The organism is Spiroplasma endosymbiont of Acasis viretata, assembly GCF_964031275.1.
Lineage (GTDB): Bacteria > Bacillota_I > Bacilli_A > Mycoplasmatales > VBWQ01 > Spiroplasma_E > Spiroplasma_E ixodetis_A.
On record NZ_OZ035019.1, the window covers coordinates 266,898 to 291,579 of the forward strand.

Consider the following 24,682-nt stretch of genomic DNA (forward strand, 5'->3'; position numbering starts at 1 on the left):
CATTGATGGATAAATATTGATTTGATCCTTTAGGTAGTCATTCTTGAGATAAATGAGAAAATCAGTTTTCAGATAATACATTACCACCAATATCATAAGGTTGTTTTTTGCTTAAAATTATTTGTTTATCCTCTGCTCATTTTGTGATATCGTGACAATAAAATTCGTTGGCGTTATCTGAATGTAAAATAACATTTTTTACTTGATTTCAAGAAAATTGTTTGTTGATTTTTTCAAGAGCAGGAAGAATTAAATCCTGATATGATTTAGGTGGTTGGCCCTTAATTACTGGACCATTTTTGATATAAAATTCTAAATTTTAATTTGTAAAATTGGTGGTTTTAGAAATTTAGAATGTATTCTTTCATAATTATAAAACATAACATATTGATTTACATCATTTATAGCTTCATTGATGGATAAATATTGATTTGATCCTTTAGGTAGTCATTCTTGAGATAAATGAGAAAATCAGTTTTCAGATAATACATTACCACCAATATCATAAGGTTGTTTTTTGCTTAAAATTATTTGTTTATCCTCTGCTCATTTTGTGATATCTTGACAATAAAATTCGTTGGCGTTATCTGAATGTAAAATAACATTTTTTATTTGATTTCAAGAAAATTGTTTGTTGATTTTTTCAAGAGCAGGAAGAATTAAATCCTGATATGATTTATTAGGAGCAATATTATAACTAACAACATTATTTGAATAAAAATCAATAATTACAAAAAGATATAATCATCCTTCTTTAGTATTTATTTGTTTAGTGTCCATTGATCAAATTTGATTTGAAGAGGTTGTACTTTTATAATCTTTGTTTACTTTATCCATTGTAGGTATTCACTTATTTGGATTTTTTTTGTTTTTAGGATAGTTATTTTTAGTTTGTTTTAATCCTTGAATATTGTGTTCTTTCATAATTTTTCGCATTTGTTTTATTGATAATTCTATATTTAAAATGATATTTTTTTCTTGTTTTAATCACTCTTTAAAAGCTGAAAAAATTCTTAAATATCCATAAATTCTGCCTTTTCTTGTAGAATGAAATTCGATTAAAAGTTGGCATATTTTTTGATATTTATGATTGCATTTAATAATATGATTTTCTTCTTTTTTAATAGGTTTTTGTTTATTTTTTAAAAAGTAATATGTTGATCTGTTTAATTGAAGATATTGACATAGGTTTCTAATTGAATATTGATTTTTACAATCATCAATAATTTTAATTTTTTCTTTGATATTTAATTTGTTAATTACTAATGCTATTTGTTTAATTTTATCCATTAATAAAAATCCTTTCAGGTTAAAATTAGTGTTAATTATATAACACAATTGTTTTTAGAATACATTCAGGTTTTTTAAATTAATGGTCTAGTAAAAAGGGCTAAGTGGCAAGTGGCAAGTGGCAGTTGCAGATTTAAAACTAATTTATAGTGGATGTAGTGAAGAACAAGCAATGCAAGCTTTAGAATCGTTTGAAAGTAAATGAAATAAACAATATCCTCAAATTACTAAATCTTGATATAAAAATTGAGATAATTTAATGGTTTTTATTAGTTATCCAGTAGAAATCAAAAGAGTGATTTATACTACAAATGCTATTGAATCTGTTAATAATCAATTACGAAAAATCATCAGAAATAAAAAAAGTTTTTCCTAATGATATGGCAGTTTTCAAAATATTTTACTTGGCAATTGAAAATATAACAAAAAAATGAACATTACCTATTCAAAATTGAAATACAGCAATTGCTCATTTTATGATAAAATTTGAAGACAGAATTAATCTAAATTAGTAACTTTGTAAAACAAAGATACACAGATTATTAAAAAGCCTCAAAAAATCCGACAATTTTATTTTGTGATGAGCCAACAGGAGCACTTGATGAGGAAATGGGGCGTAAGGTATTAGAGATTTTATTGGATGTTAATCGAGAATATAAAACATCAATTATTATGGTTACTCATAATCCTAACTTCCAATATGTTGCAAATACTGTTATTAACGTTAAAAATGGTAAAATTATTAGTGTAAAGAATAATGAAAAACCAATGAAACCAAATGAAATAAATTGATCATAAGAAAAGGGTATAGATGGGGGTTGATTTAATAAATATAAGAAAAATGCATATTTTCATGCATTTTTCTTATATTTATATAGAGTAAATACTTGTATAAAGAAAAAAAATATTAAATTATAAGAATCTAATAGAAAATACTATATTTTATTTAGTTTAATTATTTTTTAGAAAGAAAAAGGTGCAAGGCAATGAGTATTGGTTTAATTACATTTATTATATGAATATGTTTAGTAATTTGAATAGTATTTTTAATTTGAGGTATAAGTTTATGTAATAGTAATAATGCATTAGGCATCATATTATTATTTTTAACATTAAATTTAATTGGTTTAATAATAGGAATTTCTTTATTATATAATAAAAATAAGCAAAATGTAGATAACAAAAAAAATATTAATAGTAATATTAAAATAGAAGAACTAAGTTAAATATTCCTTTTTAGAAATTTTAATATTAAATTAAAAAATCATACCTTAATTTAATACAATTAAAAATAAAATAATAATAAATATTATCATATTAAAGTATGACTTAAAAATATTTAAATGAAACTTGCAAAAAAGTAATTATTTTAACACTGATTGATAAATTATTCAGATATTTTTGTTGAAGATAAATCATAAAATTTACCTTTAATAATATATACTATTGTTTCACAAATGTTAACTAAGTGATCACCTAGTCTTTCAATATATTTCAACTGTTGCATTGTTGATGTATATTGAGAGAGTTGATCATTATTTTTGTTTACTTTTAACATATTGACAATGTTTTTCATTGATTCACGAAAACGATTATCAATATCAATATCATATTCTGCTGCTTGATAAGCTTTATTAATATCATTTTCATTTATAGATTCACCAATTAAATCCATCATTTTAAATACTTTTTTCATTAATCCTGATAATTGAGATGTTAATTTAATTTCTGGTTTATATTTGACATTAAATTTGGATAAATTTTTAGCATAATTTGAAATACGTTCTAAATCACGAATAATATTCATATAGCCAATAATAGTACGTAAGTCAGTAGCAAAAGGATTTTGTTGAGCAATACTTCAAATTGCAGTAATTGTTAAACTTTCAGCGACTGTTCTAATTTCTTTATCGGTTTCAACAATTCTTTTTGACATATCAAAATCTTGGGTTTCCATTGCTATTAAAGCGTCTTTATGTTCTTTTTTTACTTCTTTTAATAAAGTTAATAAGTTTTGTTTTAAATTTATGATATCTAAATCAAATCTACGGTTAATTATTTTCATTTTTTCCTCCTTTCTCTATAATTAATTATATATATTTTTAACCAAATCTGCCGGTAATATAATCTTCTGTTCTTTTATCTTTTGGTCGTGAAAATATTTTTTTAGTATTATTATATTCAATGACTTCTCCATTTAAGAAAAAGGCAGTTTTATCAGAAATTCGTGCTGCTTGTTGCATTGAATGTGTAACAACAATAATTGTAAAGTCTGATTTTAAATCATTCATTAAGTCTTCAATTTTAGATGCGGCAATCGGATCTAGAGCTGAAGTTGGTTCATCCATTAATAGTACTTCTGGTTTTAGGGCAATAGCACGAGCAATACATAAACGTTGTTGTTGTCCACCTGATAATGATAATGCTGAATCGAATAAGTGTTGAGCAACTTCATCTCATAAAGCCGCTTTTTTTAAAGCATCTTCGACAATTTGATTTAGAATCTTTTTATTTTTAATGCCTTGATTTTTTGGGCCATATGCCACATTTTCATAAATTGACATTGGAAAGGGATTAGGTTTTTGAAATACCATTCCAACTTTAGTTCGTAATGAAATAATATTTTTTTTATTTTCATAAATATCTTCATTATTAAATAATATTTGTCCATTAATTTTAACACCATCAATTAAATCATTCATTCTATTTAAAGTTCGTAGTAATGTTGATTTGCCACAACCACTTGGTCCAATAAAAGCGGTTACTTGATTACGACTTATTTCTAAATTTATATTAAATAAAGCCTGTTTTTTGCCATGATTATAGAAGAAATTTAAATTTTTAATAGTAAAAACATAATTACTTTTTGGAATATTTTCTATATTTGATAAATTATTTGATTTGTTATTTGGTTTTTTCTTAAATTTATCTTTCACTTTTAAAAAGTAAGGTTTAATTACATTTACTTTTCTTTTTTTATTGCTATTCGTTGATTCTTTCTTGCTTTCATTTTTTCTTTTAATAATTCAATTGAGCATTTTGTTTTCACCCCGATTCCTGTTGTTAAACTTTTTTCAAAATGTTTTGCTATAAAGTTTAAAATAAATATTAGTATAACTGTTATTAGTGCTGTTTGGTACATCATTCCTAATTTATTAGGGTCATTTGATTCTTTATTAACTAATAAAATATGGGTTGTTAAAGTTTGTCCTGAACTTAAGAAACCTTTATTGGGAAAAGCAACAGTGCTTCCTAATGTTAGATAAACTGGTGCTGATTCACCAATAATTCTACCCATTGATAAAATCATACTAGTAATAATGCCACCAATGGCAGCTGGAATAACTACTTTTCTTATTGTTTCAAATTTACTAGCACCTAGTGCTAATGATGCTTCGCGATATTCAATAGGTACTGATTTTAATGTATCTTCTACTGCTCTAATAATAAGTGGTAAAATAACAATTGTTAATGTTAAACTAGCAGCAATTGCTGAGAAACTTATTTGTAAGAAAGTAATAAAAAAAGTAAATCCAAACATACCAAAGATAATTGATGGCGTAGAAGCTAAGGTATTTAGCACAAAACGTAATATTGAAGCAAATCAACCATTTTTGGCATATTCGTGAAGATAAATTGCACCAATAATACCTAATGGCATAGCAATAGTAATTGTTGTTAATACCAATAAACATGTCATTGTGATAATTGATAAGTAACCTTCATCACCAGTTGTTGAAATTAAAGCTGCAAAATTAAAATTGAAAATGCTACTACCAGCATTACCACTAATGTTGAAGATACCATTAATAATAATATCACCAATAATTCAAATAATTAATCCCATAGTAATAAAACAAGCTAGCCCCATAAAGAATAATCGAAAATAGTCTTTAAAGTGTTTTCAGCCTTGATTTTTAATAGTTTTTTCACTAATAGTTAACATTAGTTGATTATCAGATAGATTTATTTTTTTTAAATTATAATTTCGTGGTTTTTTATGACCTTTTGCTTTTTTATCACTACGTTTATAAATTATTAAAACAATAAAGTTAATTATTGAAACTATAATAAATAAAAATAAACCAATTCTATATAATGCTGATATTTGTTGAGAACTAACTGCTTCTCCAATTTCTAGTCCAATTACTCCCGCTAAAGTAGAAATTGAACTAAATAAAAATGCAAGTGGACCATGTGCAAAATTTGGGGTTAGAGTACTATTACCAGCAATCATAACAACGGCCATTGTTTCACCGATGACTCTTCCAAATCCAAAAATTATTGCACCAATGATTTTGGTTTTTGCTGCTTTAAAAATGACTTTAAAACTAGTGTCAGTCCTGCTAATACCTAGTGCTAATGATGCATATAGATAAGATTTTGGTACTCGAGTAATAGCATTAACAGATAATGAAATAATTGTTGGTAATGCCATCATTGATAAAATAAAACTTGCTGTCATCATATTTTCTTTGGTTGGTGCTCCCATTTTTACAAAAATAGGGCCAATGGTCATTAAACCAAAAGCACCAAAAACAACTGAAGGAATACCAGATAATAATTCTACTAAAGTTAATGTTGTTTTTTTTAATTTTGGTGGTAAAAATTCACATATAAATAATGATGTTAGTAAACTTAAAGGAACAGCAAGTATCATTGAAAATAGTGCAACTCAAAAAGTGGCAATGATAAAGGCAATAATACCAAAACTATTAGCACTAGGTAATCATTTACTATTTCCTAACATTTTAAATCAATTTAGAAAACTCATATTACTAAATGTTTGACCGATAATAAAACCAATTAATAATGAAGCGGCAATTAGTGCTAATGAAGATATAGACAATACACAAATTTTAGCAATCAGATCATAAGTATGTTTTTTTTGTTCACTAATAAAAACATTTTTTGGATCATGATTTTTATTAAAATGATTAAAAGTTATTTTATGTCAAAACTTTTTAAAAGATTTGGATTTCATTTATTAATACTCCTTTATGGAAAATTGTTTAATCACTGATTTAAATCATAATTTAATTTGTCAGTTAATGCTACTGCTGATTGTGCGTACTGAGTTTCTGAAAAAGCAGGAACTACGTATTCGTTATGACCTGGATAGTCAGGAATAAACAAGAATTTTAGAAATTTAACTAAAGTATTAATTTGTTTAAAATTTTTATTTATTAAACCTGTAAATGGTCGTGATAACTGATAAGTACCATTTTTAATGGTGTCTAAACTTGGAGCAATATTTTCTCAATTAGCAATATGAATATTAGTGAATTGTTTATTCGAATCTAATTGTTTTTTATCTGAATATGAACTATAGCCAACACCACCACTAGACATATTAAACATTTGTGTACTTGAATTAACAGTTATTGCTTGTGGATAATATGCTTTTGAATCACCCAGAACTTTTTCATTAAAAACATCTCGTGTTCCTGAACCATTTTCTCTAGTATAAGCTAAAATTTTGAGGTCACAAGTTGGTTTGATTCAACCTTGATTTGGTTCTGAAGTATTTTGTGGAAATAAATCTCTTCAGAAAATAGGTGATTTCGATAAATACATTTTTTTTACTTTATCTTGTGTAAAATTTAGAGGTTTATTATTACCTAAGCAATCTTGTGGCAAATTATAAACTAAAATCATGCCATCTTTTGATAAAACAAAAGAAATTAAATTATTATTAGGAGTTGTATATTCTTTCGAAAGTCAGCCAATACCAAACATATTTTTATTAACTGGAATTACTGCTGCATCTGAACCTAAACTGTTATAAGTAAAGTCTGCTTCTTTATGATTATCGGTATAGTCTTCCATTAATGTATGCATTAAAGGTGCTACTGAAGTTGAACCCCCCATAATAAAATAGGGTTTATGACTAACTAAAGTTACAATAAAAATACTAATCATTGTGATTAATCAAAATAATGACAAAATTCTTTTTTTTAGCATATAAATCCACCCAACTGAGAGTTTTCTTTATCATACACGTATTATAACAATATAATTGATAAAAACTAGAAAAATTATTTCATTTTTATAAAAAATGTAGGTTCTAGACTATATTATTAATATTTTTAATTTAATATAAAAAATAAAAGAAAAGTATTTCTTTCTTTTATTAGTATTCTTTATTTATATATTTCAAAAGATAAAATAACTTTATTTTTTATTATCTAAAGCATTATTTTTCTTTAAAGTTTTTAAAGTACGAGCACTAATCATTAAAGTTTTTCCACCAATTTTTACTGGTTGTAAGTTTGGATTTCATTTTCTTCTAGAAGAGTTCATCGCATGCGAACGGTTGTTACCAGCTAGTGGACCAATACCACTTAAAGCACATTTTCTTGCCATAGTTATTTTCTCCTTATTAATGTTTTAACTAATAAATAATACCATATTTATTTATTTATTTTAAAAAAAATTAAAATTTATTTGTAAAAAATTGAATATTTACTAGGTCATTATTTTAATAAGAAAAATTTAAATTATATATTTTTTTTAAAAAAATAAAAAATATGTTATAAATAAACTATATTATACAAATTTTTAAGAAATCTTGGAGGAAAAAAATGAATTGTATTATTTATGCTGTGCAAATTGATGATGAAAAAAAGATTGGTTTACATGCACGACCAATAGCCAAAATTGCAGCTGCTATTAGTAAGTATAAAAATATTGAGGTAGAAGTCATTAAATTACCTGATAATGCAGATATTACGAAGTCAGTAAAACTTACTGGTAATGAAACTAAAGTTAAAGCTAAGTCAGTTCTTAATTTTCTAGGTTTACAAGCAAAAAATTTTAGTAAAATTGCTTTTATTTTTACAAAAATGGATGAAAAAGTAGAAGATAAAAAACTTGAAGAAGTTAAATCAGAAATTATTTCTTTATTAAAAGAAGAAAAATTAATAAAGTAAATGGTTTTAAAAAAAGTATTCTTTTGAATACTTTTTTTAAAACCATTTATCCTTATGATATAATTATTTACGTTCTTAAAATATTAAATTATATAAATGGAGGCATTTAATGAGCGAAATTAACAAAAATAAAGAAATAATAATTTCAGAACAAGGTTTAGAAAAGTTAAAAACTGAATTATATAAACGAATTAATGTTGAACGTGAATCAATAAAAGAACGATTAAAAGCAGCTAGGGCTGATGGCGATTTATCAGAAAATGCTGATTATACTAGTGCGCGTGAAGAGCAAGGCAAAAATGAAGCACGCATTCAAGAACTTGAAACGATTATTACTAGTGCTGTTATTCTTGAAGAACAAAAACAACGTAAAAATAGTAATATCAAAGCAGTTCGTGTTGGTAGTTGAGTAACAATTGTAAAAATTAAAGATGGTAAAATTGTTTCTGAATCAGAAGAAAAATTTAAAATTGTTGGAAGTATTGAAAGTAATCCATTTGAAGGATTAATTTCTAATGAGTGCCCATTAGCAGTATCAATTATGAATTGTGTTGTTGGTGATATTGTTGATATTAAAGGTATTAAAGAAACATATAGGGTAAAAATTATAGAAGTAAAAAATCAATTATAAGTTTTGTTTTCTTTAGTATCTAAATTACTTTGTTGTTTGATTTTTTCAAAATTATTATCTGGGATTTTTAAGCAATTATTTAGTAATTCTTTTATGTTAGAATTTTCAATATTAAAGTTTTCACATATTTCTTTTAAAGAAAGTTTAGTTTCAAAGTATGTTTCATCATTTTTAATAGTTATACCTTCTTTAATAATTTTATTTTTTAAGTCATTAATTTCAGTTATATATGATGAATTTGGTAATTTTTTTTGATTAATTTCAAATTTTGGTAAATTAAAAGTTGCTGTTATTACTCATGGGATATCTATTTTTTAGATGCAACTGCATTATGGTAAGCATTTTTTAAAAATTCTTGTAATTCTTTAGAAAAAATGGTTGCTTTTGAACTATTGTAAATTGAGTGTTGAACATTAATTAGATCTTTTTGATTATAATCAATCATTATTTCTAAATTTAAACGTTTACTTTTTAATTTAAAAGTATTATTTTTTAATATTGTTTTTATAATTTCATATGATTTTGGCATATAAATATCCTTTCTTTTTTTTAACTTATTAAATAATTATTTAATACTAAATTAATTATATATTATGTTGGATTTTAATGTGGTAATAGGATTTTTAAATAACATTATAAGTTTAATTTAAAAAGATATTATTAAAATATTATTATTTTAGAATAATAAGTTATTTGGTGTACGAGGAAAAGGAATAACATCTCTAATATTATTAATACCAGTAATAAACATTAAAAATCTTTCTAGACCTAAACCAAAACCAGCACTTGGTGCATATCCATATTTTCTTAAATCAAAATATCATTGTAGATCATTACCTTCAATTTTGAATTGAGTTTTATTTTTTAGTAATTGTTCATAATTATCTTCACGAACAGAACCACCAATTAATTCACCAATCCCTGGCACTAATAAATCCATAGCTGCCACTGTTTTTTGTTGTGGATGATTACTATCAATTGGATTAAGTTTCATGTAAAAAGCTTTGATGGTTTGTGGATAGTTAATAACAAAAGTTGGTTGTTTAGTTATTTCTTCACATAAATATCTTTCATGTTCTGATTGTAAATCAATTCCTCATTTAATTTCATTAAATTCAAATTTTTTTCCTTTTTTTTGTGCATTTAAAAGTAATTCAATGACTTCTGTATAAGTAATAACTTTAAAATCAGATTTAAAATCGGCAATTTTTTCTAATTTTTCAATTAGTGATTGTTCATTTTTAGTTTCTTGTTTTTGTTCTAAGAATTTTAATTCAGAATTACAATTATTTAGAACATCTCTAATAACAGTTTTTATTAGTTTTTGGGCTAGTATAATATTATCTTGTAGATTACTAAAGGTAAATTCTGGTTCTACCATTCAAAATTCTGCTGCGTGACGTGTAGTATTAGATTTTTCAGCACGAAATGTTGGTCCAAATGTGTAAACTTTTTGTAAAGATTGAGCGTAGGCTTCAGCATTTAACTGACCACTAACAGTTAATGAGGCTTTTTTCCCAAAAAAATCCTTTTCATATTTATCATTAGTTATAGTAGTAACAATAAAATTTTCACCAGCACCTTCAGCATCATTAGCTGTAATAAGAGGACTATGTAGGTAAATAAATTGATTATCATGGAAAAATTTATGAATAGATCATGATACTTGATCACGAATTCTAAATAATGACAAGAAAGTATTAGTACGAACACGTAAGTGTGCGTGTTCACGAAGAAATTCATTTGTATGTTCTTTTTTTTGGATTGGATAATCATTAGCGCATATGTTGTAGACAGTAGCAGTAATTACTTTTAGTTCAAATGGTTGTTTTGCATTTGGTGTTAAAATTAAATTACCAGTAATAGTAACAGCACTACCAGTAGTAACATTAGTTAAATTGTTATTATTTTCTAAATTTGGATCATATACTACTTGTAAGTTATTAATTGAAGAACCATCGTTTAAATCTAAAAACCCAACTTTTTTACTATTTCGATTAGAACGAACCCAACCGTTAACAGTTACTTGTGTTGGTATTTTTTTAGTTTTATCGTTACTATTAATAAATAAATTATTAATTGTGTAAATCATTATTGTTCCTCCTATTTATTTTTATATAATAAATAAATTATATATTAACTATTATCTTAGTAGGGAATTATTTATGATTTTTTTCATTAATATTTGGGATAAATTTTATTTTTAGTTAGTATAAAATTTGAAATTCAATTTTAAGTTAATGTTATAATATTACTTATAGTAAAGGGGGTTTATTATGGGCAAATTTTTAAAGTTAATTACTAATGGCTTTATGATAGGTGTTAGTGAACCATGATGTAATAATGAAGGAGTTGCAGTTTTACCTTTTGTATATAAATATAATCAATATTGATTTTTATTAATGAAAGAGGGAGCGTGTCGAAGATGTCGATAACTAATCATTTTCAAAAATAAAAACTTTCTTTTTTTACCCTTGAATTAAAAATAAATGACAAAAGACGAGAATAAAATTCTTGTCTTTTTTTGTAATTGTAAAATTTTAAAATTTTTAATAAATCTCTTTAACGCTATTATCAACACGTGTTAGAACCTGTTTAAAATCTTTTAGAGAATAGGATAAAATGATTATATATTTTAAAATAAGAGGTATATATGTGTAAAAATTATCCTAGTAATGTTAGCAAAGAGCAATTTGAAAATATAAAATCAATTTTAGAAAATACTAAAAAGAGAACTAAACCAAGAAGTTTAGATTTATATGAAGTATTTTGTGCAGTTTTATATGTATTAAAAAGTGGTTGCCAGTGAAGAATGTTAGAACCTGTTTAAAATCTTTTAGAGAATAGGATAAAATGATTATATATTTTAAAATAAGAGGTATATATGTGTAAAAATTATCCTAGTAATGTTAGCAAAGAGCAATTTGAAAATATAAAATCAATTTTAGAAAATACTAAAAAGAGAACTAAACCAAGAAGTTTAGATTTATATGAAGTATTTTGTGCAGTTTTATATGTATTAAAAAGTGGTTGCCAGTGAAGAATGTTACCAAAAAATTTTCCAAAATGACAAATTGTATATTATTATTTTCAAGCTTGAAGTAAAAATAATGATAAAGAACCTAGTGTATTACAATTAGTTTTAAAAAAAATTAGTCAAGGCATTTCGTATCAATAATGGTAGAAAAGAACAAACTAGTTTTTGTATAATTGATTCACAAAGTGTTAAAAATACAGATACTACTAAAAATAAAGGTTATGATGCTGGTAAAAAGATTTCAGGAATAAAGCGTCATATTGCTGTTGATTCTCAAGGTTTACCACATGCAATTTACATAACCACAGCAGAAAAAACAGATCGTAATAGTGCTATAATAATGATTGAAAATGAAAAAGAGAATCTTTCTGCAGTTCAAAAAATACTAGTAGATGCTGGTTATACTGGTGAAAAATTTGCTTCTAAAATTAAAACAATTATAAATGCAAATGTTGAAGTTATAAAACGTAATGAATTACATTCTTTTGTAGTATTACCAAAAAGATGAGTTGTAGAACGAAGTTTTGCATGATTAGAAAAATGCAGAAGATTATGAAAAAATTGTGAAAAAAAATTAAATACTAGCTTACAAATGGTTGTTCTTGCCTTTATTTCAATTTTATTGAAAAGATTTTAAACAGGTTCTTACCAAAAAATTTTCCAAAATGACAAATTGTATATTATTATTTTCAAGCTTGAAGTAAAAATAATGATAAAGAACCTAGTGTATTACAATTAGTTTTAAAAAAAATTAGTCAAGGCATTTCGTATCAATAATGGTAGAAAAGAACAAACTAGTTTTTGTATAATTGATTCACAAAGTGTTAAAAATACAGATACTACTAAAAATAAAGGTTATGATGCTGGTAAAAAGATTTCAGGAATAAAGCGTCATATTGCTGTTGATTCTCAAGGTTTACCACATGCAATTTACATAACCACAGCAGAAAAAACAGATCGTAATAGTGCTATAATAATGATTGAAAATGAAAAAGAGAATCTTTCTGCAGTTCAAAAAATACTAGTAGATGCTGGTTATACTGGTGAAAAATTTGCTTCTAAAATTAAAACAATTATAAATGCAAATGTTGAAGTTATAAAACGTAATGAATTACATTCTTTTGTAGTATTACCAAAAAGATGAGTTGTAGAACGAAGTTTTGCATGATTAGAAAAATGCAGAAGATTATGAAAAAATTGTGAAAAAAAATTAAATACTAGCTTACAAATGATTGTTCTTGCCTTTATTTCAATTTTATTGAAAAGATTTTAAACAGGTTCTTAGGGAACTAAAAAAGTGAACTACAACACAGTTGTTAAAAATAGTAGCTAGCATGTGGACTTGCATGGATAAATAAAAAGTGGAGTGATACCTAATAAAATATACTAACCATTTAATGGTAATTCTTGGGGGCCACTTGCCACTTGCCACTTGCCACTTAGCCCTTTTTACTAGACCATTAATTTAAAAAACCTGAATGTATTCTAAAAACAATTGTGTTATATAATTAACACTAATTTTAACCTGAAAGGATTTTTATTAATGGATAAAATTAAACAAATAGCATTAGTAATTAACAAATTAAATATCAAAGAAAAAATTAAAATTATTGATGATTGTAAAAATCAATATTCAATTAGAAACCTATGTCAATATCTTCAATTAAACAGATCAACATATTACTTTTTAAAAAATAAACAAAAACCTATTAAAAAAGAAGAAAATCATATTATTAAATGCAATCATAAATATCAAAAAATATGCCAACTTTTAATCGAATTTCATTCTACAAGAAAAGGCAGAATTTATGGATATTTAAGAATTTTTTCAGCTTTTAAAGAGTGATTAAAACAAGAAAAAAATATCATTTTAAATATAGAATTATCAATAAAACAAATGCGAAAAATTATGAAAGAACACAATATTCAAGGATTAAAACAAACTAAAAATAACTATCCTAAAAACAAAAAAAATCCAAATAAGTGAATACCTACAATGGATAAAGTAAACAAAGATTATAAAAGTACAACCTCTTCAAATCAAATTTGATCAATGGACACTAAACAAATAAATACTAAAGAAGGATGATTATATCTTTTTGTAATTATTGATTTTTATTCAAATAATGTTGTTAGTTATAATATTGCTCCTAATAAATCATATCAGGATTTAATTCTTCCTGCTCTTGAAAAAATCAACAAACAATTTTCTTGAAATCAAGTAAAAAATGTTATTTTACATTCAGATAACGCCAACGAATTTTATTGTCAAGATATCACAAAATGAGCAGAGGATAAACAAATAATTTTAAGCAAAAAACAACCTTATGATATTGGTGGTAATGTATTATCTGAAAACTGATTTTCTCATTTATCTCAAGAATGACTACCTAAAGGATCAAATCAATATTTATCCATCAATGAAGCTATAAATGATGTAAATCAATATGTTATGTTTTATAATTATGAAAGAATACATTCTAAATTTCTAAAACCACCAATTTTACAAATTAAAATTTAGAATTTTATATCAAAAATGGTCCAGTAATTAAGGGCCAACCACCTAATATTGCTCCTAATAAATCATATCAGGATTTAATTCTTCCTGCTCTTGAAAAAATCAACAAACAATTTTCTTGAAATCAAATAAAAAATGTTATTTTACATTCAGATAACGCCAACGAATTTTATTGTCAAGATATCACAAAATGAGCAGAGGATAAACAAATAATTTTAAGCAAAAAACAACCTTATGATATTGGTGGTAATGTATTATCTGAAAACTGATTTTCTCATTTATCTCAAGAATGACTACCTAAAGGATCAAATCAATATTTATCCATCAATGAAGCTATAAATGATGTAAATCAATATGTTATGTTTTATAATTATGAAAGAATACATTCTAAATTTCTAAAACCACCAATTTTACAAATTAAAATTTAGAATTTTATATCAAAAATGGTTCAGTAATTAAGGGCCAACCACCAAATATCAATAATTATTTGCGATTTAATAGTATGATGTTTGTTTTTACCCGAAAAAAGTAATTTTAGTTTTTTTTAATTCTTTCAATTGGAGTTTCAGTAGCATCAATAGCTAGTAAAGTATTATTGATTCCTTTATTTTTGATTAAATCTTTTTTGCCAGATAAATTAAAAATTCCACTTTTTATTAAAGTATTTTCAATTCAAAAAATATTACGAATGCAACTAGTATGACTAATATTATATCTTTTTGCAATAACTCTATAACTACTATACTCTTTTCAGTATTCTAATGTCATTAATAAACGATTTTCTATTGATAATTTATTAGGTTTACCACCAATTTTTTAATTGCTTCAGCTTTTTTTAAAATTTCAACCATTTTTTGAAATGTTTGTAGTTTTATTCCCACTAAACTATAAAATTCTTGTTCATCTTTGTATTTTTTTAACATAATAATTATCACCTTTGATATTAATAATAACCGTTAAATTATTAAAATTAAAGGTTTTGCACCAAGTCTACTGAATATTATTGTTAATTTACTAACCCAAGCAATCATGCAAGCCAGTAACGTAAATATGAAAAATATTGGTTTATTTATTTTTAATTCCTCATTTGATAATGGAATACACAATTTTGATTATGTACCAGCCAGTTGAACATTTACTGACAGTAGCCATTTTAACTATTTACTATGCTTGTTTTCAGAAGGATTTATGATATACATTTTTTTATTAATTAGTTTATTTTTATTTTGACGTACTGCTGAACTATTAATTCTTTATGTTTTATCACCAATTGTAGTAGTATCAGCAATTCAAGATGAAGGACGAAGATTTAAAAACTGAAAAGAATTAACTGTCGCTCGTTTTATTAGTTTTAATATTATTTTTTTAGCATATAGTTTATTTTTATGAAGTATTACAGTCTTTGCAGAAATCGGAAATGCAATTCCTGACGCAACTACAAGACCAATTTTTACTTTATTAGGTATTTTTGCTTTTGGTATTGTAGTTGTTAAATCACCACAATTATTATCTTCTATTATGGGGGCCAATACATTATTAAGTGATGGAATTGGCAACATTATGGGATTAAAAGTAGCAACAAGTGCTTTTATGACTGGTGGTGCATTAACTGTAAGTGGTGTAAAAGCAAGTTATAGTTTAAGTAAAAAAGCAGCTCATGGAGCTGGTGTTGCTCGTGCAGTTCATCAAGGTGCCAAAGACTATGGTTTAAAAAACATTGCTAAATCACAATTTAAAACGGCTGTAACTAGTGATTACGCCAAAGGACATACCAAAGCAAGCGCAAAAATCAATCACTGATTTAATGACAAATAAAAGTGCTATAAGTCAACAAGGAAATTTAAAATATGGAAATTAAATGTAATGATTGAATAACTGTAAATATTTTTATAAATCGTAAACTAAAAAAAGAAACTGAAAAAGCAAATTTGTTTTCAATTCCATTTAACAAAGGCTTATCTGTATGAATTAGTAAAAAATGTATTCATGGTTCACGCAATAATATATATCTTGGTGTTGGTATTAAAAATAATGATGAATACAACATATGAGCATATGATAATCAAAAAAAGATACATTTTAAAAAAGAAGTTTGAAAAGGATATCTTTTAATTAACTTATATCAAAAAGAATGAAGCATTAAAGGAGAAAAATAATTATGGATGATAACAAAGCACGAATTATAACTAAAAGAGCAAGCAAAATTCGTTTTAATATTTCAAATGCTCTTGGTGGAATTGGAAAAGTGGAAATTGCAATCATAGTCATTGATTTTTTTATTACAGCATTATTTTTTTCTTTTTTATTTAAATATCAACTAATTGCTAGTGTTGTTCTCATTATTTTCATATGATTAATAAGTTTATTTTTAATGTTTCCAACCAAAAATGGAACCAAATTATACAGTGTTTTATGAACAGCATTCAAATATATTTTTATTAAAAAACATAATAATGATGTTTTAAAAATTAGTAAAATCAAAAAAATTGAAGACAACATTATCAATTTTGAAAACAAAATTGCTATTGTATATCGTATTGAAGCTAGTGATATATCACTAGCTAATCAACAAGAACGTGACATCCCTATTTATAAACTAGCTAGTATTTTAAAAACAATAGATATTGATTATGAAATTTGTAAAATTCAAATTCCCTATGAATTTAACGATCAAATTCAAAATATTGATATGATTTTAAAAAACGAGAAAATGAAAAATAAAAAAGAACAATTAGAAAATTGAAAAAATTGATTTTTAAATTTACAATATAATAATCAAAAATTAAAAACAACCTATTTTTTAATAATAAACGGGAATAATATTACTTCAATCAATCAAAAAGTTCGCTATGTTATTAATGAATTTGATAATAATATTAAATTCATTAAAGCAAACTTTGAAGAAACAAGTTTAGTAGTTCAACGAAATATTATTCCAACTAATAATATTGTTGATAAACCACAAAAAATAAAACAATTTTCTAACTACGTAACAATTGATAACAAATATTTTTCTTATTTAACCATATCTCAATATCCTTTGTTGGTGCCAGATACTTGACTAGGTTTTCTTGCAAATTTAAATAATGTGAATGTAAATATTAAAGTTCATCATATTTCAGAACAAGAAGCTTTAAAATTACTTGATAGTGCCATTAATCGAACTGAAATACAAACTACAAGTAAAACTAGCGAAGAAATTAAATATCAATCATATCTAGAACACTTTACTGAATTAATGAATATGGTTCAAAATGGCGGAGAAACATTAAAAATGATTTCAATCATTTTTACTTGTTTCGCTGATACAAAAAAAGAATTAGATAATATTAGCACAATTTTAATTAGTGAAATGACAAAAAAAGGTTTTGTTCCAGATGAATTAAAATTTCAGCAATTAAAAACCTATAACTTTATTTGAAGTAATGATATTAAAAATACTAATGAATGGTGACAAGAAATGCCAGTTACTTCATTGGCAAGTAGCTATCCATTTGTGGCAATACCATTAAATGATAAGCAAGGTTTATTATTAGGAACTAATGATATTGATGAACCAATTATTTTTGATATCAAACATCGTGATAGTTATCGTAACAGTAGTAATGCTTTTATTGTTGGAATGACTGGCAGTGGAAAAACATTTAAATTGATTATATTGCAATAACACAAAAATATATATTATTGACCCTGAACGTGAATATCATAAACTAGCAATTGATTATGGTGGACAAATTATTCCAATTGGTAAATCTGACAATGCACGAATAAATCCATTAGAAATTTTTTGTGATGACTTATTAGAACACATTTCATTATTAGAACAGTGATTTAAAATATTATATTATTCTTTAAGCGATATTGATTTAAGCTTGTTACAACAAACACTTTTAAAACTATACAAAAATTTTAAAATAACTGACAAGACAGAATTTAATAAATTAACTGCTAGTGACTATCCTACATTATCAGATTTATTTAATTTAATTCAAAAACAAGAAACTACCAAAAAAACAAAATCTAATTTATACAATATTTTATGAAAACTTGCAAAAGGTGCTGATGGGCATTTATGAAACGGAATAAGTAATTTATCTTTGAAAAGTGATTTAATAATTTTTGATACTCATGAATTAACTTCAAATAAAAACAGACAAAATGCACAATTGTTCTTAATGCTTTCTTTTTTAGACAAAATTGTAAAACAAAACAAAGCTAAAAACGAAAAATTGCCAATTACAGAACAACAATGAATTTGTATTGCTATTGATGAAGCACATTTATTAATTAATGAAAATAATATCTTGGTGTTGAATTTTTATTTGAAATGACGAAACGAATTCGTAAGTATAATGGCATTTTGTACATTATGACACAAAACATAAATGACTTTATGGGTAATGAAAATATTAAAACACAAGCACAAGGAATAATAAACAACTGTTTATATCAATTCGTTCATCATTTAGCAGCCAGTGATTTACAAGATTATGATAATTTAATTTCTGCAAGTGGCAGATTAAATGAATATCAAAAATCATCAATTGCAAGCTCACCAACTGGTACTTGTTTATTTTCTATTGGTTCTAATAAAAGAATGATATTAAATATTGAAGCTAGTGATATAGAACAAAAAAAACTTTTAGTTAGGAATTAAAGTTATGAATAAAATAAAACAATGATTTACAAAAATGAATAAATTTGAAAAAATAGTTTTAATATTATTTGCAATGTTTTTAACTTTCATTTTTTTGATTTGTTTAATTAACGTTGTTGTTGCTATTGCTTATGCTGGTATAAAACTAAAATCTGTTAATTGAAATAATTTTTCAATAGCATTTGTAGAAGATATTTGTTTCAATATTTCTGCAATTATTGCTACTTTAATTACACTGATTTTTTCTTCTTTTATTCTTTATCAAAAATGAAAAAACTTTGATATGTTTAGTTATGACCAAAAGAAAAAAGAAAAGAAAATCGCACAAGAATTTAAAAAAATTCCACCAAATAATTTAGTCATGTTAGACAATAAAATTGGTTTAATAAAATCTAATTTAACTCAACACACTTTATTGATTGGTACTACTGGTAGTGGTAAAACTACAACATTAATCAAAATTGTAAAACAACTAACATTTAAATTTGGTGAAACTACCATAATTATTGATGGGAAAGGTGATATTGATTTAATAAACAAAGTTAAAACTATCGATAATAATGCTTTTATTTGAACAATCAATGGTGACAATCAATATAATCCCTTAGCTTCTAAAAATAATATTGTTTTAGCAGATAAAATTATAAGCTTGCCACTTGCCACTTGCCACTTAGCCCTTTTTACTAGACCATTAATTTAAAAAACCTGAATGTATTCTAAAAACAATTGTGTTATATAATTAACACTAATTTTAACCTGAAAGGATTTTTATTAATGGATAAAATTAAACAAATAGCATTAGTAATTAACAAATTAAATATCAAAGAAAAAATTAAAATTATTGATGATTGTAAAAATCAATATTCAATTAGAAACCTATGTCAATATCTTCAATTAAACAGATCAACATATTACTTTTTAAAAAATAAACAAAAACCTATTAAAAAAGAAGAAAATCATATTATTAAATGCAATCATAAATATCAAAAAATATGCCAACTTTTAATCGAATTTCATTCTACAAGAAAAGGCAGAATTTATGGATATTTAAGAATTTTTTCAGCTTTTAAAGAGTGATTAAAACAAGAAAAAAATATCATTTTAAATATAGAATTATCAATAAAACAAATGCGAAAAATTATGAAAGAACACAATATTCAAGGATTAAAACAAACTAAAAATAACTATCCTAAAAACAAAAAAAATCCAAATAAGTGAATACCTACAATGGATAAAGTAAACAAAGATTATAAAAGTACAACCTCTTCAAATCAAATTTGATCAATGGACACTAAACAAATAAATACTAAAGAAGGATGATTATATCTTTTTGTAATTATTGATTTTTATTCAAATAATGTTGTTAGTTATAATATTGCTCCTAATAAATCATATCAGGATTTAATTCTTCCTGCTCTTGAAAAAATCAACAAACAATTTTCTTGAAATCAAGTAAAAAATGTTATTTTACATTCAGATAACGCCAACGAATTTTATTGTCACGATATCACAAAATGAGCAGAGGATAAACAAATAATTTTAAGCAAAAAACAACCTTATGATATTGGTGGTAATGTATTATCTGAAAACTGATTTTCTCATTTATCTCAAGAATGACTACCTAAAGGATCAAATCAATATTTATCCATCAATGAAGCTATAAATGATGTAAATCAATATGTTATGTTTTATAATTATGAAAGAATACATTCTAAATTTCTAAAACCACCAATTTTACAAATTAAAATTTAGAATTTTATATCAAAAATGGTCCAGTAATTAAGGGCCAACCACCTTTTCTAGTAATAAATCTACTGCTTTTGATATTGGATCATTATTATTAAAGTTATCTTTTTTAGCCATCTGTAACTCACTCTTTCTAGTCATTTAATTATATTTACTAGAATTAATTAAACATAGTTATTTTTGTAAGTTACACAGATTACTAAACATTTCCGTCAATTCAGTTATTTTTATTTAATAGAAGTAGTTCAACCACGTGTTCTTTTAACTGCTTCTTGTCAACCCTTATAAAAAGTTTCTGCTTTTTTTTCTGTCATAATTGGTTTATATTCTTTTTCAATTTTTTTTATTTTTTTAATATCATTAATATTTCAAAATCCAATTGCAAGTCCTGCTAAGTAAGCAGTACCCATTGCTGTAGTCTCAGTATTTTTAGGTTTAATTAAATTAGTACGACTAATGTCACTTTGGAATTGCATAATATATGAATTATTACTTGCTCCACCATCAACTTTAATCTTAATTTTTAAATCTTTTAAATCTTTATTTAATTTAACATCTGCTTGCATTGCCAGAATAACATCTTGTGACTGATAAGCTAATGATTCAATGGTACCTTTAACAATATGTTCACGTTTCGTACCACGTTCTAAACCAAATATAGCACCACGTGCTGTTGAATCTCAATAAGGGGCACCCAAACCAACAAAAGCAGGTACTACATAAATACGCTGTTCTTCTTTAGTATCAACAATTTGTGAATATCATAGACTTTCATCGGAACGATATAACATTCGTAATTGATCACGTAAAAACTGAACAGCAGCTCCTGCAATAAAAACTGAACCTTCTAAAGCAAAAACTGGTTCTTCGCCTGATATTTGATAAGCAATAGTGGTTAGTAAACCTTGTTTTGAAAAAAGAGGAGTATTTCCAATGTTCATTAAAATAAAACAACCAGTACCATAAGTATTTTTGATTTCACCAGGTGTTAAACATAATTGACCAAATAATGCAGCTTGTTGATCACCAATTGCAGCAGTAATAGGAATTTCTTGCTCATCATTTTGGAATAACATTCCTTTATAAGTAGTTCCAATTTTACCTGAACTGGGAACTACTTCTGGTAGCATATTTTTAGGAATATCAAATAATTCTAGTAATTCTTCATCTCATTTTTTAGTATTAATGTTGAATAACATTGTTCGTGAAGCATTTGTAATATCAATAACATGTTTAGTTTTTTCAACATTATTTTCAATACCATTTGTCATTTTATAAATTAATCAACTATCAATAGTACCAAAAGCTAGTTTTCCTTTTTTTGCTAATTCACGTGCATTTTTAACATTATCTAAAATTCATTTTATTTTAGTAGCAGAAAAATAAGAATCAATTAGTAAGCCGGTTTTTTTATGAATTTTTTCTTTTCATCCTTTTTTTGTTAACTCTTCACAGTAATCTGCTGTTCTGCGATCTTGTCAAACAATAGCGTTATAAATTGGTAAACTTGTATCACGATTTCATACTACTGTTGTTTCACGTTGATTAGTAATACCAATTGCTTCAATTTGATTAGATTTAATATTACTTTTATTTAAAGCTTGTTGCATTGTTGTTAATTGATTATTTCAAATTCCAAGTGCATCATGTTCAACTCAACCTGATTGAGGGGGGTAGTGCTGAGGTATATCAATTTGATGGATACCAGTAATTTTTCCTTCTTTATCAATAATTAAAGTACGACAACTAGATGTACCTTCATCTAATGCCATAATATATTTTTTTTCTTCTGACATATTATTTATCCTTTCTGTACTTTTATTAAAGTATTTCAATTACTTGAATTAAACCACCAGCAATAATTGCTCCTAAAATTGGTCCAATAACAGGCACTGGAGCATATTTTCAATCAGAACTTCCTTTATTTGCTATTGGTAAAATAGCATGAATAATTCTTGGTCCTAAATCTCGAGCTGGATTAATAGCAAAACCTGTTGGTCCACCAATAGCAAGTCCAATAACCATAACACCAATACCAACAGTCGCAGGTCCAGTAATAAACGCAGAACCACTATTAAATATTTTATAATTAATAACTAAATTTTTAATACCAATAGTAGCACAAACAATCATAACTAGCATAAATGTTCCAATAATTTCTGTTATAGTATTTCAAATATAACTACGTTCGGCTGGGGCTGTTGCAAAAGTTGCTAAAATTTTATTATTATCTTCAGTAATGTTATATTGTTTAAAATATGCTAAGTAAACAACTAATTGTCCTAACATTGCACCTAAAAATTGAAATAAAATATAAAATGGAATATAAAGGAAGTTTTCCCCAATAAAAGCTGTTTTTTTATTAGCAACTCATAATCCAATAGTAACAGCTGGATTTAAATGTGCTCCTGAAATTCCACTTAACATTGCAGCAATAGCAACAGCAAATCCTCATCCAGTACAAATAACAAGCCAACCACTATTTTCTCCCTTTGTTTTTTTTAATAAAACGTTGGCAACAACACAATTTCCTAGTAAAATTAGGATAAATGTGCCAAATAGTTCACCAATAATTACTTGTGAGACTTCTGGCATAATATTTTCCTCCTTAAATTAAATATTTTTTATCATATTTGCTACTAGTAAAGCAATTGCTGGTGCTGAACTTAGACCTGGTGATTTAATACCAGCAACATTAATAAAGTTAGGATTATTACTAGCAAATTTTATGAAAAAATCATCAGTTTCAACACAAATTGCTCGTGAACCACTAATTACTTTACAAGTTTTATTAATATTTAAAGTTGGAATAATTTTTAGACCAATTTTATTAATAAGTTCAATATCTTCAATTGTAATTAATCTAGTATCACTTTTCGGTACATTTTCATGAGAAGTAGGACCCACCAAGATATGACCATCAAGCATTGGGGCAACTATTACTCCTTTACCATGAATAGTAGGTATCATAAATAGAATGTGATTATTTATAATATGATTTTCGGTTTTTTCAAGAATACAATACTGTCCTCTTCTAGTTTTTAAAGTGAAATCTTGACAATTTATTAACTTTGCAATATCATCAGCATAATGACCAGCAGCATTAATAATATATTTTGAAGTAAAAGTTACTTTTTTTTGATTATTTAAACAAGTAACTCGAAAACTTGAATTTAATGTTTCAATATTAATTACTTGATGATCAACTTTTAGTTGTCCTTTATTTTTAATCATGCGATTAATTAAAGATTGTGTTAATAATACTGGATCAACAGCATATGAAGCAGAACAAAGTAGTGCACTAGTAACTTTTGGATTAACATTAGGTTCTAATGAAATTACTTCTTCTCTTGTTAATATTGATAATTCTTTTTTAGCAAGACCATTATTAATACCGCGTGCATATAATTTTTGTATTTCTGAGTTTTCTTCTTTGCTAAAAGCAAGTATTAAAGAATCAATTTTTTTTCATGGAAAATCTAAATTTTTAAATCAATCATTTTCATATAATTTTCTGCCCTCTAGATTTAATTTAGCATTTAGTTTTCCTGGTGTTGGATCAAATCCACCATGAATGACTCCAGAATTTCCTTCTGATGTTTCTTGGGCAATTCTTAAATTTTTTTCTAAAATAACTACTTTTAAGTTTCTTTTTGATAATTCATCACTAATAGCAGCACCAATAACACCAGCACCAATAGTAATAACATCAAAATCAAATTCCATTACTTTCACCTCTCTCTAAACATCATTAAGAACAAAAGTTCTATCTGTGTATAGTTTAATTATAATATATTTTTTTATTATTAACTTAATTCCAAATATTAGGTTAATTTTTAGACATTTTTAAATGAGATTTTATTAAAAAAAA

25 protein-coding genes and 4 pseudogenes are annotated in these 24,682 nt (G+C 25.1%); 16 read left to right on the forward strand and 13 right to left on the reverse strand.

Features of this window, described 5'->3' with window-relative positions; genetic code table 4:
* Positions 1–312 precede the first annotated feature (312 nt).
* Positions 313–1,290, reverse strand: coding sequence for an IS3 family transposase (locus AAHM96_RS01470; protein WP_342272797.1), 978 nt, complete (start codon positions 1,288–1,290; stop codon positions 313–315).
* Between the two features lie 127 nt (positions 1,291–1,417).
* Here AAHM96_RS01470 and AAHM96_RS08380 point away from each other — a divergent pair.
* Both AAHM96_RS08380 and AAHM96_RS01485 read left to right on the forward strand, forming a co-directional pair.
* Positions 1,418–1,802, forward strand: a pseudogene (locus AAHM96_RS08380) (transposase); the annotation flags it as partial.
* A gap of 40 nt (positions 1,803–1,842) precedes the next feature.
* Positions 1,843–2,088: pseudogene (locus tag AAHM96_RS01485) on the forward strand (ABC transporter ATP-binding protein); the annotation flags it as partial.
* Positions 2,089–2,677: 589 nt separating this feature from the next.
* On the opposite strand, the gene phoU reads toward AAHM96_RS01485, so the two are convergent.
* The 5 genes from phoU to rpmB form a co-directional block, all read right to left on the reverse strand.
* Positions 2,678–3,355 (reverse strand): phosphate signaling complex protein PhoU, encoded by a 678-nt coding sequence (gene phoU / locus AAHM96_RS01490; protein WP_174480791.1) that lies wholly within the window; start codon positions 3,353–3,355, stop codon positions 2,678–2,680.
* A 37-nt stretch (positions 3,356–3,392) separates the two neighbouring features.
* Positions 3,393–4,328: a phosphate ABC transporter ATP-binding protein PstB gene (gene pstB / locus AAHM96_RS01495; RefSeq protein WP_342273384.1), complete on the reverse strand. Its 936-nt coding sequence runs from the start codon at positions 4,326–4,328 to the stop codon at positions 3,393–3,395.
* Positions 4,253–6,274, reverse strand: coding sequence for a phosphate ABC transporter permease PstA (gene pstA, locus AAHM96_RS01500; RefSeq protein WP_342273385.1), 2,022 nt, complete (start codon positions 6,272–6,274; stop codon positions 4,253–4,255). The genes pstB and pstA overlap by 76 nt, the downstream gene beginning before the upstream one ends.
* Before the next feature lie 14 nt (positions 6,275–6,288).
* Entirely contained in the window at positions 6,289–7,254 is a 966-nt protein-coding gene (locus AAHM96_RS01505; protein WP_342273386.1) for a PstS family phosphate ABC transporter substrate-binding protein, read from the reverse strand.
* Positions 7,255–7,464: 210 nt separating this feature from the next.
* Entirely contained in the window at positions 7,465–7,656 is a 192-nt protein-coding gene (gene rpmB / locus AAHM96_RS01510) for a 50S ribosomal protein L28 (RefSeq protein WP_252320665.1), read from the reverse strand.
* 218 nt (positions 7,657–7,874) lie between these two features.
* Here rpmB and AAHM96_RS01515 point away from each other — a divergent pair, with 218 nt between their 5' ends.
* Both AAHM96_RS01515 and greA read left to right on the forward strand, forming a co-directional pair.
* A complete protein-coding gene (locus AAHM96_RS01515; protein ID WP_342273387.1) occupies positions 7,875–8,222 on the forward strand; it encodes an HPr family phosphocarrier protein in 348 nt (115 codons plus the stop codon).
* Between the two features lie 109 nt (positions 8,223–8,331).
* A complete protein-coding gene (gene greA, locus AAHM96_RS01520) occupies positions 8,332–8,853 on the forward strand; it encodes a transcription elongation factor GreA (RefSeq protein WP_338973629.1) in 522 nt (173 codons plus the stop codon).
* Positions 8,854–9,160: 307 nt separating this feature from the next.
* On the opposite strand, the gene AAHM96_RS01525 is transcribed toward greA, so the two are convergent.
* Both AAHM96_RS01525 and asnS read right to left on the reverse strand, forming a co-directional pair.
* Positions 9,161–9,382 (reverse strand): hypothetical protein, encoded by a 222-nt coding sequence (locus AAHM96_RS01525; protein ID WP_342273388.1) that lies wholly within the window; start codon positions 9,380–9,382, stop codon positions 9,161–9,163.
* Between the two features lie 147 nt (positions 9,383–9,529).
* Positions 9,530–10,945 (reverse strand): asparagine--tRNA ligase, encoded by a 1,416-nt coding sequence (gene asnS / locus AAHM96_RS01530; protein WP_338960353.1) that lies wholly within the window; start codon positions 10,943–10,945, stop codon positions 9,530–9,532.
* A gap of 184 nt (positions 10,946–11,129) precedes the next feature.
* On the opposite strand from asnS, the gene AAHM96_RS01535 reads away from it, so the two are divergent.
* The 5 genes and pseudogenes from AAHM96_RS01535 to AAHM96_RS01555 all read left to right on the forward strand — a co-directional run bounded on the left by AAHM96_RS01535 (position 11,130) and on the right by AAHM96_RS01555 (position 14,411).
* Positions 11,130–11,288, forward strand: coding sequence for a hypothetical protein (locus AAHM96_RS01535; RefSeq protein ID WP_342273389.1), 159 nt, complete (start codon positions 11,130–11,132; stop codon positions 11,286–11,288).
* Positions 11,289–11,506: 218 nt separating this feature from the next.
* Positions 11,507–11,671 (forward strand): annotated as a pseudogene (locus AAHM96_RS01540) (transposase); the annotation flags it as partial.
* A 66-nt stretch (positions 11,672–11,737) separates the two neighbouring features.
* A protein-coding gene (locus AAHM96_RS01545) for an IS5 family transposase (protein WP_342272742.1) occupies positions 11,738–12,527 on the forward strand; the annotation gives its coding sequence in 2 pieces (ribosomal slippage) (positions 11,738–11,998 and positions 12,000–12,527; 789 coding nt in all).
* 8 nt (positions 12,528–12,535) lie between these two features.
* Positions 12,536–13,163, forward strand: a pseudogene (locus AAHM96_RS01550) (IS5 family transposase); the annotation flags it as partial.
* A gap of 270 nt (positions 13,164–13,433) precedes the next feature.
* On the forward strand, positions 13,434–14,411 hold the full coding sequence (locus AAHM96_RS01555; protein WP_342265776.1) for an IS3 family transposase: 978 nt from the start codon (positions 13,434–13,436) through the stop codon (positions 14,409–14,411).
* Positions 14,412–14,942: 531 nt separating this feature from the next.
* Here AAHM96_RS01555 and AAHM96_RS01560 read toward each other — a convergent pair.
* Both AAHM96_RS01560 and AAHM96_RS01565 read right to left on the reverse strand, forming a co-directional pair.
* Positions 14,943–15,176 (reverse strand): transposase family protein, encoded by a 234-nt coding sequence (locus tag AAHM96_RS01560; protein WP_342272935.1) that lies wholly within the window; start codon positions 15,174–15,176, stop codon positions 14,943–14,945.
* Positions 15,177–15,190: 14 nt separating this feature from the next.
* Positions 15,191–15,331: a hypothetical protein gene (locus AAHM96_RS01565; protein WP_342273390.1), complete on the reverse strand. Its 141-nt coding sequence runs from the start codon at positions 15,329–15,331 to the stop codon at positions 15,191–15,193.
* A gap of 106 nt (positions 15,332–15,437) precedes the next feature.
* Between AAHM96_RS01565 and AAHM96_RS01570 the strand changes: the two genes are divergently transcribed.
* From AAHM96_RS01570 to AAHM96_RS01600, 7 genes are all read left to right on the forward strand, one after another.
* Positions 15,438–16,223, forward strand: a complete 786-nt coding sequence (locus AAHM96_RS01570; protein ID WP_342273391.1) for an Mbov_0396 family ICE element transmembrane protein — start codon at positions 15,438–15,440, stop codon at positions 16,221–16,223.
* A 32-nt stretch (positions 16,224–16,255) separates the two neighbouring features.
* Positions 16,256–16,564, forward strand: coding sequence for a hypothetical protein (locus AAHM96_RS01575; RefSeq protein WP_342273392.1), 309 nt, complete (start codon positions 16,256–16,258; stop codon positions 16,562–16,564).
* Positions 16,565–16,566: 2 nt separating this feature from the next.
* Positions 16,567–18,075 carry a hypothetical protein gene (locus tag AAHM96_RS01580; protein WP_342273393.1) on the forward strand — a complete coding sequence of 503 codons (1,509 nt, stop codon included), beginning with the start codon at positions 16,567–16,569 and terminating at the stop codon, positions 18,073–18,075.
* A complete protein-coding gene (locus tag AAHM96_RS01585) occupies positions 18,041–18,793 on the forward strand; it encodes a hypothetical protein (RefSeq protein ID WP_342273394.1) in 753 nt (250 codons plus the stop codon). Before AAHM96_RS01580 ends, AAHM96_RS01585 begins: the two co-directional genes overlap by 35 nt.
* The gene (locus tag AAHM96_RS01590; RefSeq protein WP_342273395.1) at positions 18,778–19,065 is read left to right on the forward strand and encodes a hypothetical protein; all 288 of its coding nucleotides are present in this window, start codon (positions 18,778–18,780) and stop codon (positions 19,063–19,065) included. The genes AAHM96_RS01585 and AAHM96_RS01590 overlap by 16 nt, the downstream gene beginning before the upstream one ends.
* A gap of 4 nt (positions 19,066–19,069) precedes the next feature.
* The gene (locus tag AAHM96_RS01595) at positions 19,070–19,765 is read left to right on the forward strand and encodes a type IV secretion system DNA-binding domain-containing protein (RefSeq protein ID WP_342273396.1); all 696 of its coding nucleotides are present in this window, start codon (positions 19,070–19,072) and stop codon (positions 19,763–19,765) included.
* 74 nt (positions 19,766–19,839) lie between these two features.
* Entirely contained in the window at positions 19,840–20,817 is a 978-nt protein-coding gene (locus AAHM96_RS01600; protein WP_342272824.1) for an IS3 family transposase, read from the forward strand.
* A gap of 221 nt (positions 20,818–21,038) precedes the next feature.
* On the opposite strand, the gene glpK is transcribed toward AAHM96_RS01600, so the two are convergent.
* Genes glpK through glpO form a run of 3 tightly spaced genes read right to left on the reverse strand, consistent with a single transcriptional unit; the run spans position 21,039 to position 24,537 of the window.
* The gene (glpK, locus tag AAHM96_RS01605; protein WP_342273397.1) at positions 21,039–22,607 is read right to left on the reverse strand and encodes a glycerol kinase GlpK; all 1,569 of its coding nucleotides are present in this window, start codon (positions 22,605–22,607) and stop codon (positions 21,039–21,041) included.
* Between the two features lie 25 nt (positions 22,608–22,632).
* Positions 22,633–23,406, reverse strand: coding sequence for an MIP/aquaporin family protein (locus AAHM96_RS01610; protein ID WP_338975066.1), 774 nt, complete (start codon positions 23,404–23,406; stop codon positions 22,633–22,635).
* A gap of 18 nt (positions 23,407–23,424) precedes the next feature.
* Complete coding sequence (gene glpO / locus AAHM96_RS01615; RefSeq protein WP_342273398.1) at positions 23,425–24,537, reverse strand: type 2 glycerol-3-phosphate oxidase; 1,113 nt, start codon at positions 24,535–24,537, stop codon at positions 23,425–23,427.
* Positions 24,538–24,682 lie beyond the last annotated feature (145 nt).